This is a genomic window from Bowmanella dokdonensis, from assembly GCF_017254865.1.
GTDB classification, from domain to species: Bacteria; Pseudomonadota; Gammaproteobacteria; order Enterobacterales; family Alteromonadaceae; genus Bowmanella; species Bowmanella dokdonensis.
On record NZ_JAFKCV010000013.1, the window covers coordinates 103,010 to 115,512 of the forward strand.

Annotated in this window: 7 protein-coding genes; 3 read left to right on the plus strand and 4 right to left on the minus strand. The window is 50.1% G+C overall.

Annotated features, from left to right (window positions below; genetic code table 11):
- Nucleotides 1-8 precede the first annotated feature (8 nt).
- Nucleotides 9-2,579 (plus strand): ATP-dependent chaperone ClpB, encoded by a 2,571-nt coding sequence (clpB, locus tag J0A66_RS17950; RefSeq protein ID WP_206575228.1) that lies wholly within the window; start codon nt 9-11, stop codon nt 2,577-2,579.
- A gap of 37 nt (nt 2,580-2,616) precedes the next feature.
- Here the strand turns inward: clpB and prsT are convergent, their stop codons facing one another.
- Nucleotides 2,617-5,406 carry an XrtA/PEP-CTERM system TPR-repeat protein PrsT gene (gene prsT / locus J0A66_RS17955; protein WP_206575229.1) on the minus strand — a complete coding sequence of 930 codons (2,790 nt, stop codon included), beginning with the start codon at nt 5,404-5,406 and terminating at the stop codon, nt 2,617-2,619.
- Between the two features lie 60 nt (nt 5,407-5,466).
- Entirely contained in the window at nt 5,467-6,195 is a 729-nt protein-coding gene (xdp1, locus tag J0A66_RS17960; protein WP_206575230.1) for an exosortase-dependent surface protein XDP1, read from the minus strand.
- A gap of 305 nt (nt 6,196-6,500) precedes the next feature.
- Here xdp1 and pssA point away from each other — a divergent pair, with 305 nt between their 5' ends.
- A complete protein-coding gene (gene pssA, locus J0A66_RS17965) occupies nt 6,501-7,331 on the plus strand; it encodes a CDP-diacylglycerol--serine O-phosphatidyltransferase (RefSeq protein WP_206575231.1) in 831 nt (276 codons plus the stop codon).
- Here pssA and J0A66_RS17970 read toward each other — a convergent pair.
- Complete coding sequence (locus tag J0A66_RS17970) at nt 7,328-7,525, minus strand: hypothetical protein (protein ID WP_206575232.1); 198 nt, start codon at nt 7,523-7,525, stop codon at nt 7,328-7,330. The two genes, pssA and J0A66_RS17970, sit on opposite strands and share 4 nt — an antisense overlap.
- A 126-nt stretch (nt 7,526-7,651) precedes the next feature.
- Between J0A66_RS17970 and J0A66_RS17975 the strand changes: the two genes are divergently transcribed.
- Nucleotides 7,652-8,164 carry a hypothetical protein gene (locus J0A66_RS17975; RefSeq protein ID WP_206575233.1) on the plus strand — a complete coding sequence of 171 codons (513 nt, stop codon included), beginning with the start codon at nt 7,652-7,654 and terminating at the stop codon, nt 8,162-8,164.
- A 603-nt stretch (nt 8,165-8,767) separates the two neighbouring features.
- Here the strand turns inward: J0A66_RS17975 and J0A66_RS17980 are convergent.
- Nucleotides 8,768-11,917: a S8 family serine peptidase gene (locus tag J0A66_RS17980; protein ID WP_206575234.1), complete on the minus strand. Its 3,150-nt coding sequence runs from the start codon at nt 11,915-11,917 to the stop codon at nt 8,768-8,770.
- Between the last annotated feature and the right edge of the window lie 586 nt (nt 11,918-12,503).

The window sequence follows — 12,503 nt, forward strand, 5'->3', positions numbered from 1 at the left end:
TAGCTATCATGCGTTTGGATAAAATGACCAGCAAATTTCAGGTCGCCATTTCCGATGCCCAGTCTCTGGCGCTGGGCAGAGATCACCAGTATATCGAACCCGCCCACCTGATGATGGCGTTAATGAACCAGGAAGGAGGATCGGTCCGACCCTTGATGGATCAAGCCGGGGTCAATAACAATGCCCTGCGTTCTGCTCTGTCTGAAATTATCGAACGCCTGCCAAAAGTCCAGGGCGTAGGCGGCGACGTGCAGTTGGGCAAAGACACAGCTGTGCTGCTTAACCTGTGCGACAAGATTGCCCAGAAACGCAAAGATGACTACATCACATCGGAGATTTTTGTTCTGGCTGCGTTGCAGGACAAGGGCCGTTTAGGGGAAACCCTTCGACAGTTGGGGCTCACTGATAACAAAGTCGAAGAGGCCATAGAGAAACTGCGGGGTGGTCAGAAAGTGACCGATCCTAACGCTGAAGATGTGCGCCAGGCGCTGGAAAAATTCACTACTGACCTTACCGAAAGGGCCGAGCAGGGCAAGCTTGATCCGGTCATTGGTCGCGATGAGGAGATTCGCCGGACCATCCAGGTTTTGCAACGCCGGACCAAGAACAACCCGGTGCTGATTGGTGAGCCTGGAGTGGGCAAAACTGCCATTGTAGAAGGTTTGGCACAGCGAATTGTCAATGCAGAGGTACCTGAAGGGTTGAAAAACAAACGGGTGCTGTCATTGGATATGGGCGCACTGGTGGCTGGAGCCAAGTACCGGGGGGAGTTTGAAGAACGTCTCAAAGCGGTACTAAATGAACTGGCCAAGGAAGAGGGCAGAGTGATCCTCTTTATCGATGAATTACATACCATGGTCGGGGCAGGAAAGGGCGAAGGGGCCATGGATGCGGGCAATATGCTCAAACCGGCCCTTGCCAGGGGCGAGCTGCACTGTGTGGGAGCCACTACGCTGGATGAATATCGCCAATATATTGAAAAAGATGCAGCGTTGGAGCGGCGTTTCCAGAAAGTGCTGGTGGATGAGCCTTCCGTGGAGGACACCATTGCTATCCTGCGCGGCCTGAAGGAGCGATACGAGTTGCATCATTCGGTTAATATTACCGACCCGGCTATAGTCGCAGCGGCATCCTTGTCGCATCGCTACATCAGTGATCGGCAATTACCGGATAAGGCCATCGATCTTATTGATGAAGCGGCCTCTAGCATCCGCCTGCAGATTGACTCGAAGCCGGAAGAGATGGACAGGCTTGAGCGTCGCATTATTCAGCTCAAACTTGAGGAGCAGGCGCTGGCCAAGGAAACCGATGACGCCAGCCATAAAAGGCTGGAGCTGATAGAGCAGGAGCGGGAACAGCTTGAAATAAAGTTCAAGGAGCTGGAAAAGTTATGGCTGGCGGAAAAAGAGGCCATGCAGGGGACTCAGCATATCAAGTCGGAACTGGAACAGGCCAAGCTTGATCTGGAGATCGCTCGTCGCGCCGGCGATCTCAGCCGGATGTCCGAACTGCAGTATGGACGTATCCCGGAACTGGAACGTCGCCTGGAGCGGGCCGATGAGTCCGAAGCTCAGGAAACCAAGTTACTGAAGAATAAAGTCACGGATGAGGAAATTGCCGATGTCCTGTCACGCTGGACCGGCATCCCGGTATCCAGGATGCTTGAGGGAGAGCGGGAAAAACTGTTGCGTATGGAGCAGGCACTGCAGAGGCGAGTGGTGGGCCAGGGAGAAGCGGTAAATGCCGTCTCCAATGCCATTCGGCGTTCCCGTGCCGGCTTGGCAGACCCTAACCGGCCCATTGGTTCCTTTTTGTTTCTGGGGCCAACCGGAGTGGGAAAAACAGAACTCTGTAAGGCATTGGCCGAATTCTTATTCGATACCCAGGATGCAATAGTCCGTATCGACATGTCGGAGTTTATGGAGAAGCACTCAGTTTCCAGGCTGGTGGGTGCACCCCCAGGCTATGTGGGCTACGAAGAAGGTGGTTACCTCACCGAGGCAGTAAGACGCAAGCCATATTCTGTGGTGCTGCTGGATGAGGTGGAGAAGGCTCATCCGGATGTCTTTAATATTCTGTTGCAGGTGTTGGATGATGGTCGGCTGACAGATGGCCAGGGGCGCACGGTGGATTTCAAAAACACCGTGGTCATCATGACCTCAAATCTCGGCTCTGACGTTATTCAGGATAAGCATCAGGAAAGTCAATACGAAGAAATGAAACGACTGGTTATGACGGTGGTCAGCCAGCATTTTCGTCCGGAGTTTATCAACCGCATCGATGATACGGTCGTCTTCCATCCATTGGGCCATGATCAGATTAAGGCTATCGCTGAGATTCAACTCAGTGCATTAACCAAACGACTGGCTGAAAAGGGCTATCGACTGGAATTGAGCGCCGCAGCGTTGGACAAACTGGCTGACGCGGGATTCGATCCTGTTTATGGGGCACGGCCATTGAAGCGTGCGATTCAAAGTCAGATAGAAAATCCGCTGGCTCAGAAGCTACTGGCTGGTGATATCCTGCCAGAGTCAGTTGTTCAGGTTGATGTATCAGACTCTGGATTCACCATAGCATGATGCGAAAGCAGGGCCATATGGCCCTGCTTGTCACGGTTTACTGAAGGCTGTTCAGCAGGTCAACGGCCTTCTGATAGCCGGGATAGCTGTTTTCCCGGGTAGCAGCTTGTAGCTGGCTCCTGGCTTCATCGATACGGTTTAACTTGGCCAGAACATAACCCAGGTGATATCGCACTTCCAGATTGGAGGCATTCATCGAATAGGCGTTGCGAAGATGCGTCAGGGCCAGACTGTAGCTACCGTTTTGAGCATGGAGCCAACCCAATGTATCGAGCAACGCCGGATTATTTTCCCCTCCCGTTTCCAGCGCTCTGGTGGCTGTCTGTATTGCTTTGCTCAAATCATATTGCGCATAGATGTTAGCCAGGTTGTTGAGCACGGAAGGATGATTGGCAAACTCTTCTGTAGTCAACAATTTTTCATAATGTTGTTGAGCCTGAGGCAACGCGCCACTATCCAGATAACTGTCGCCTAGCAACTTTGTGACCCAATTTGGATAGGCTTGTGACGCCAGGAGGCGCTCGACCTGAGTCCGAAACTCTTCACCACCCTGGCCGACTCTGGTCAGCTGGTAAAAACCAACCAATGCCGCAAGGTTTTGGTTGTCAGTTTCCAGGGCCTGCCGATAGTTCTCAATCGCCGCTGGCCAATCTTTTTCTGCAACGGCAACTTCTGCGCTGAGCAATGCGAGTGGTGAAGGGGCGATGGTTAAGGTGGAGAGTTGTCTGACCATTTGCTTGGCTTGGGTTAGATCGCCGGCCTTCAACAGTACCCTGGCCAACTGTACTTTGCCGTCGATGTCATCGGGAGAGATGGATTGGGCGCGTTCCAGACTGACACGGGCTCCGGACAGATCGCCAGCCTTGAGTTGTTCAGTTGATAGGAACTTGAGCTTTTCAGCAGAGCCCGACCAAAGGTCAGCCAGAACATCCAGATTATATTGTGCACCTTGCTGATTGCGAAGTGCAGTAAAGACCCTGGCTTGCTGCAACAGATAATCCGCATTAAGGCGGTCCTCCTGGCGCAACCGGCTGGCAATGGTTGAGGCTTCCTGCCAATGTTCTTGCTGGATATGGACGTTAAGTAGCATTTCCTTTGCCTTCAAATGCTCAGGGTAATAGATCAACACTTTATTCAGCCATTTCTCGGCTTCTTTCAGATCATTTTTTTGTAGGGCCATGTCTGTAAGGAAGAATAACGTTGATCGGTGCCTGGGGTGACTCTGCAATATATCTGTGAGAATTGCCGAAGCCTTGGAGGTATCACCTTTCTGTTGGGCCACCCTGGCCAGGTTGAACTTTGCACTTAGGTTTTGTGGAGAAATATTAAGCACTTTGCGAAGTTTCTCTTCCGCCATTTGCAATTGGCCTTCCGCCAAGTCGATTGCAGCGAGCAGATGTAATTTGTCTGTATCCGTTTCTTGATCTGTCTTTATTGCCTCGGCCAGTTGGCGCGCTTCGGTCAGCGCACCGGTCTGGAGCAGGAGCTTGCTTTTGAGCAACTGAAATCCTGTACTCTCCTGAGTCGTCTTAATTCTTTGCACCACATCAAGGGCATCGGTGGACTTGCCCTGTAAATCCAGCAACTTGGCCTGAGTTAACAGCAGCGCAGGAGACTCGCCAAACTTTCGCTGCAATGACCTGATGGTTTGCTCTGCCTGAAAGATGTTTTCGTCGTCCAGGTACAAGTCGACCAATGTTAATCCAAGATCCAGATTGGACAGGACTTGCCGTTCTCTTTGTCTGAGTAATTGTATCGCCTTGTCTGACTTACCGGCACTGACAAAAGTCATCGCCAGCACTTTCAAGGCAATGTTGTCATTCGGATGGTCTTCCAGATAAGAGGTCAAAATGGCTTGCGCCGATTCATGGTGCCCCTGCAAGAACTCTGATACACCATAAGCGTAGCGGCTATTGCTGACATATAGCTGATCCTTAGGATCCAATGTCGACAGGTTAAGGCTTAGAGCAGCCAGAAGCTCTGCTGCTGCTTTACTCTCTCCCTTACTGGATAGCAGCCATGACTTGATTAGATTCGCAGTCGGATCGTTGGGTGATTGTGTCAGGACCATCTCTATATAATTTTCTGCTTCTGCATAATTGGCTAAAGAAAAATGGACTTGAGCCATGCTGCGCAGTATGACCGGGTCCTGATCGTCCAGATTGAATGCTTTGGTAAAAGCCTGTAGTGCTGCTAACTTTTCACCTTGCAGATAGTGAAGATCGCCTTTGAGTTGCCAGGTTTTTTCATTGTCAGGGGCAATATTCAATGACTCTTGTACAAGAGCAGCGGCCTTTACATAGTCTTTCTGACTGATATGAAAGGAAGCTAAGGTGTTTTTTGCCCTGGCATCATTTGGATAGAGCTCATTGGCTGAATTGAATTCTGTATTTGCCAATTCAGCTTTACCCTCCAATAAATAGGCCTGTCCTCTGAGCAGGTGCCATTCGAACCGTCCGTCTTTGCTGAGTTCAACATAGCGGCTTTCAAGAGCCAGGAGGGGAGCGAGTTTTTTCTGCAGAATCAAACTGCTTCCCAACATGGGTAAGACAAGATTCAGGTCTGCGCCCAACTGCAAGGATTCCTGGAATAGCTCCTCGGCGGCGGCAAGGTTTCCGGTATTGAAGTAGACTTTGCCCAGTAAAATGAGAGAGGGCAGATGAGAGGGACTTTCCTGCAAGGCATTTTTCAGATAAATAAATGCCTCTTCGTTCTTACCTTGGGTAAAAGCTGACATGGCTGATTCATAGTTTTCAGCTTCGGAAACTGCAAAGGCCTGGTTGCTTATCAGCATTGCCAGGCCTAATAGAGGGTAGAAATGATTCATCAGGGTAACAGCTGGGACAAAGTTAAAAATACTTTACCTTCAAACCGTCCGGAATAAAAACTATCTTCGACGGGCGCGTCCGAACAGCATGACCAGCCCAAGAGAGAAGATCAACAACACTGTCGGCTCTGACACCTGAGTCAACTGAGGAGAGGTTGTGACCAAGCCTTTGAGCTTGAAACCATCATCGCCCAAATCCAGCCCGCCGTCGGGAGTGCCGAATGCGGCGTTGAAGGTGCTAATCAGCCAGGTCTTTGAGTACGTAGAAGCACCCGTTGCCTGGTAGCTGGAAGTGCCGACATTGTTGTAATTACCTGTGGTTTCCCAGCCACTACTGATCAGGTTGGCCCAGGTGGATGAACTGTCAAAGCCAGCAAAGTCACCATTATAGGAAGCCACGGACATATCGCCGTCCATCCGCCAGCTCAGGCCGAATTCATCGAGGCGAACAGCAGTATCGAATTCCAGCAGCAGAAAGTCATAATCGTTGGAGTATCTGCTGTCTATGGAATGGTTAGGATCGTTGTCACCCTCATCCCGGTTAATCAAACCAATGCCATTGCCATACTTCATCAGTTGCCCGGTTTCGAATCTGTTATCACTGGAACCGCCAGTATCTGACCAGCCGCTAATTACCAGCTCGACTCCGCCGACATTCATTGTAATGGAGTTTCCCATGCCCCAACTGTCAAGTGCGGCATCGGCTGTTCCGAAATCCCAGGTTTCTGTCCCTGCCATTGCCGAACCGGCAAACAAACTTATTATTATCAGTAACGATTTCTTAAACATCGTTTGTTCCTCGAAGGTGAATATACTGCGCCACACTAGTGATAAGCAAATTCTGGGCCAGCTCACAAGCTGTTGTATTTAATTAGCTTTCTTCCAAAGGAAGGGTTGTTGCTGATGATGCTATGTTAAAAATCCTGACACTGTCATTAAGCCGGATCCCCTGCAAAAGCACTTCACTATGAAGCTGGAATCTAAGTTCAGGGGCAACGCAATCTAAAGTAGAGCAAGCTGCTTAGACAGTTTTAGGGCTACAGCCAAAACGTTCTTCTATGTTATTGTTTAGATATGAGTAGAAAGAGGTATCTATGTCAGAAGCCAAGCGAAAGGGAATATATTTATTGCCGAATCTGTTAACAACCGGTGGGTTGTTTTCAGGTTTTTACGCCATTGTTTCGGCCATGAATGGTCAATTTGAGGCGGCGGCCATCGCCATCTTTGTCGCTATGTTGTTTGACGGTCTGGACGGTCGGGTGGCGCGTATGACCAATACGCAAAGTGAATTTGGCGCAGAATACGACTCGATGGCTGATATGGTGTCATTCGGTGTTGCCCCAGCGTTGGTAGCCTACAATTGGGGGCTGACGGAATTAGGGAAACTTGGTTGGTTGGCATCCTTTGTCTTCGTTGCCGGTGCGGCGTTGCGACTGGCGCGGTTTAACACCAACATAGCCACTGTGGACAAGCGTTATTTCCAGGGGTTGGCCAGCCCGGCCGCTGCGGCACTGGTAGCTGGAATGGTGTGGGTAGGGGTAGAGTATGACGCTGTTGGCACGGACTATGGTGTCATAGTCGCACTGGTCACTGCCGCAGCTGGTCTGTTGATGGTCAGTAATTTTAAATACAACTCCTTTAAAGAGCTTAACTGGCACGGCAAGGTGCCGTTTGTCGCCTTGCTGTTGGTGATGTTGATTATAGTCATTGTGGCCACTCAACCTTCGTTAGTGCTGTTTATTGCTTTCCTTTTATACGCGGTGGCGGGGCCGGTGAATACCTTTAGAAGTGTTGATAAGGTGAAATTGGAGCATGTGGTAGGGGATACGGATGACTCCGACGCTGACTTTACAACCGAGCCCACAAACAGTTCTGAGAAGAGTGAACACGAGTCATCCGAACGGCATACAAACAGGCCTTCCTAAATTTTGTCTCTTTGCTGAATAGACATGTTGCTTTGGGCGGCATGTCTTTGTAGCGTTCTTTCAATATGGATCTGGTTCAATCGGATTGCTTCAAAAATAATCTTCAGCCCCGTGGGCTTTGTGCCTGAAACAGCAGATGCTGCCGGATTCGCGTCTTGGTACAGTTTGTCCGTTTCTTTTACAATTTCACTCACTGTTATCATAAATCTCGGCTAAACCTATGAATTTAAAAGATAAAGAAAATGGGCTTGGTTATTGCTTATGATATCTTGTGGTGTCTACACCCCCGCGTTTACTTACAACAATAATGGGTTAAAGATATGAAGTATTTCAAAAAAATAATCATTGCAACAAGTCTGATTTTTACAATGCTCGGAATCTCATCCAATGCCAATGCGGTGCTGATTACTCAGGACCTCATGGAGGGCTCTGATGTTATTGGGACCATCAGCATTAATACTGATGATGCCGATATCTTCGGTGGTTTCGGTGAAGCATATGCTGCGGTTTCCTTCAACTTCCTTGGCTTCGATATACCGGGAGAGGACGTATTGTTCTTCCAGGCCATCTTCAATCCAGACAATCTGTATGCAGGTATAGAATTCCTCAATTTTGATGTGGATTTTGCGCTGGTTGGATGGGCGATCGATGGGTATTACGATGCCTTTGACAATCCTGATTTCAATTACTTCAGTGTATTTGATGCGCAAGGCCTGTTTTACGCTGGTAATTTGAGTCTGGGGCAGGCAAGCGTCGTTTCAGAGCCGACCTCTATTGCCCTTTTCTCAATGATGCTGGTATTGATGGGGCTGCGCCTTAAAAAGCGTGCCTGAGTCTTCACCAAATAGTTTTGCTTGATATTAAAAGGCCGGCTATAGCCGGCCTTTTCTATTTTGGCCAGCCAAGACGGCTCTTTCTACTAGGCGCTCGTTCTTCTATCTGAGGTCAATCTGAACGGTGCCTACATTGTCCTCCTTCTGCATTTTTAACTTCTGGATGCTTGTTGGATTGGCCAGTTATCTGGCTGTAGATGTCTGCGCTGTTCATCGAAACCACAGGTGGACAATGCTTAAGATATCATAAAGACCACCTCGCCTCGCTCTATGCAAGAAATACTTGTCCGCGCTCTTCTCCTGTCGCTGATGCAGTGATTTGCAAGGCGTTTCCACATACCCTGGCTCATCCATCTGAATTGAATTAAGCAAGAGGCGGTTATTCAATCCTCTGAGATCGGCTTGTCAGAGCTGTCTTGTTTGCCCTGAAAAGAGCAAGTACATCTGAGAATGCCCGTAAGGTAGATTTAGGCTTCGGCTGTCTTAGAGCCTGTATCGATTAACAACCTGTAGATCCAGCTGGCATAAGAAAATAAAAAGGCCGGTTAAAACCGGCCTTTTAACAGCGGCTGGGGCATATCCCAGCCTATTTTCAGTCAAAGCTTACTGAGGTTGAACTTCCAGGACCGTCGTACCCTGTGCTACACCTTCATCATCATAGAAAGTGATGGCGCCCATGTACAGGGTGTTTGCATCAAGGCCAGACGCAGTGATATTCACATTGTTATATCGACCATTGATTGCTCGACGACTTGAATTCACCCTGGTTGAGGACTCTGCCTGGTCCGCAATCCATACCGGCATGGTATAGTTTGTGGTTGCCGCACCGGCCAGATCCCAGCCATGAACAAAGGTAATGTAAACATCACCGATATCCCCATTAGCTCTGGGTTCGGGATTGGTCAGAATAACATCTTCATTGGAGCTGCTATTAGTGGACTGGCCAACCAGAGTGCAGAGCCATTGGTCACACCGATATACATAAAGATCCAAATCCGAGCCTTCCACATCGACCAAGCTGTCACGCAGACTGAACCGGGCCACCTGGGTACCTTCCGGAACCAGATAACCGTGGAAACCAAGCCCCGCTTCATTAAAGGCGTAAGTAGAATCGGGATCTTGTGCCACAGTACCAGCGCTGCCAAACGGAGCAACCAGGCCGACATAATCCAAGCTGGTGGCACCGCTATACAGCATCTTCACAGGGAATGAGGCACGATTGCGGTTCAAGGTAATGGACAGGCCTTCCGGAGCTTCGATCTTCACTGAGGGCACCGGCATGATGGCTATTGGTGAGCGTACCACATGACCATTTTCATCGGTCCATGTAATGGCGCCGAATGCCCATTCATTGTCTACCGCCGCTTCAGTCTTGGTAAAGGTCAACGTGAAACTGGCTGTGCCGTCGGCAGCGACTGCCAGCACATCCGTTTCTGTTTCGTTACCTTCTGAGTCATAGGTCTTCAGCTCAACTTCGATGCCGGCCGGCGCCTCAATGCTGGCAATGTAATTACCGCCAATGCCGGACACGTCTGTCACGGTACGAGAAACCGTGGTGCTTGAAGAAAGCTTGGAAACAGCAATGGATGGATAGTTGAGCTGACTTGCTTCTGTGGCAAAACCAGCAGCCTCCAGTTCGGCACAGGTCATACCTGACTCGGCTTCCACAAAGGCATCTTCATCCAGTCCACACATGAAACCCAGGTAGTCTCCACCATTTAACTTGTAGGTCAGACCAGGATCCTTGGCCAGCACCGGTGCGGCATGACCGCTACCGAAGTCAAATGGATCGGCTTGAGTGACGCCGTCTTCCTTGACCAGGTTTTGTCTGGCTGTGGTCATCAGGGCAGACTTGATCTGGGCCGGTGTCCATTCTGGATGCTGTCCTTTTAACAGTGCAGCCAGACCTGCAATATGCGGCGACGACATAGAGGTACCCTGCAGATACTTGAAAGACTCGCCAGCGGGCTCAAACATGGGGTCAGAGCTGGTAGCGGCAAGAATCTTCACACCTGGGGCAGTGATGTCGGGCTTGATGATATCCGTGGTGGAACCATTGGGCCCCCGTGACGAGAAGTTAGCAATGATGTTGCCCACTTCGGTAACGCTGTCTGAGGTTAAATTGGTGCTCAGGGTCACATTAACCGCGCCGTTGGTGGCACTGGTGTGAAGCGCCTGACCATCATTGAGGCTGACCATCACTCCGGGGATATTCACCGGATCGCCGCCCATAGCGAAGGGCGACCCGGCTGCGTTGTTGTATACCACTACAGCAGTTGCACCTGCGGCCTCAGCGTTGTTGATTTTATCGGTGAACGCGCAGCTACCGCGAGATATGAGGGCTATTTTACCCGCCATCTCAGCTGGATTCGTCAATGCTCCGCAAGCTTCCAGTGGCTCTGCAATTACCAAATCGCCACTCATGCCACCTTCAGGCACTGCTGGTGAAATTGCAGCAGGTACGCTCAAGAAAGCACTGCCTGCCAGATCACCGGAATTGACTTCGAGAGCATTCCCAATTAAGGCAGAGGTGCCGTCATAAGTTGAGGCTGCCACGTTAGTCACCCAGGGGGCGGGTGTACCGACTGTTACGGCCTCCGGACCGTCGTTTCCGGCGGATACCGCCACGAATACCCCGGCATTAGCTGCGCGTAACATAGAGGCCGCAGCAGGAGTGGTCAGGTCAGTGAGGCTGCCCCCGATAGAGTAGTTGATTACGTCAACACCATCGGCTACAGCCTGGTCAATGGCGGCCATGCTGTCAGAATAGAAACAGCCACGCTCGTTAACACCTGCAGGGCTCACATAGTCACTGTTCCAGCAGACCTTGTATGCTGCAACCCGGGCACGGGGAGCCATACCGGTGACAGTACCCAGGGGGATGCCCGAAATGGAAGCCGGAACAGCTTCGTTACCGGCGGCGGTAGAAGCTGTGTGGCTGCCATGGCCATCTGCGTCCCGGGGAGATTCAAACTCACCCAGCGCATATTGGACTTCATAAGCTGCTTCAAAACCCGCCTTAAAATACCGGGCTCCGATCAGTTTATTATTACAGTTGAAGGTTCCGGCGTCAGCTTCGACTCCGGCGTCACAGGTGCCAGTCCAGCCAATATCAGTAGGGTCACTGTAACTGCCATCATCTGCGAAGCTTGGGTTCTCTGGCCATATACCAGTGTCCACTATGCCCACGACAACGTCTTCGCCTTTAATTCCCAGGGTATGTTGGCCGTTGGCATCATTCAACCCCAGAAACTCTGGGGTGTTGGATGTCATAATTTGCTGGGCTTCATCTTTCCAGACACCGGCGATATCGGGATGGCTTTGCAGGCTCCTTACCTGTTCAGCTGTCAGGCGAGCTGCAAAACCATTGAATGTGTGAACATAGTTGTAAAGAACATCTGCAGCGCCAATTTCTTTTACCACAGCCTGTTGCTTGGCTTTGAGCCTTGCTGTATAGGCTTGCATGTTGGCTGACCGTTCGTTGTACAGGTTGCCTTTGTTCGCTGCCAGATAATTACTGGGTGTCAGCTCACCAATTGATTGCGCATGCGCTACGCCGGATTGCCCTTTCAACTGGACAATATAAGCGGTAACTTCGGCGCTGCCTTTATTGACAGCAGGGGGATTTGACTTAGTTTCCTTCAGCTTGTTGGTATTAATATGAACTTCATTGGCTATCGCGCCATTGGCAATAGCACTGGAAGTGAGGGCTGCCGTAATCAAGCCTCTTAATAGCGACTTTCTGAACGTCATCTTATTCTCCTGTTATAATTCTTTTCTTAGTTACTCTGATATATCCATCACAATACTAACGGCCAATCTTAAGATTTGGCGATAGGGTTAGTGCATCGTATATAAGGTGAAAACCAGCTAAGCGGCTTAGACCTTGGATTATCAGGTATGGTGTCCTGGTTGGATACCAAGCTAGCAAAAAGTGTAAGCAAAATGTGAACCAATAGGTAAGTTATTGATATTTCTGCCATGTTTTTTCACCTTGATAATATTTGTAAGAAATCTCGACACATTGCGCAAAGGGTTGGTACTCGCAGAGACTGGCTGTTTACTGGACGTTTGTGTGTATTTTGAGCAAACGACTTGTTGGAAGCAGAAAAGCATTGCATTCAAGATTGGTATAGGTAGAATGCGCCGCACTTCGACGGGGTAGGCCAACCAGCTTAACCCGGTGGCCAGGAAGGTCAGGTGAAGACGAGTAATCGGCAGGGAAGGTCAGGCAAAAAACTTCGGTTGGATGGCTTGACAGCGAAGAAGGATAGCGTAGAATTCGCGTCCCGCTTGAGAGAGGCCCAGGCCGACTCGGGCAGCCCAAGAGGCAGTGTTC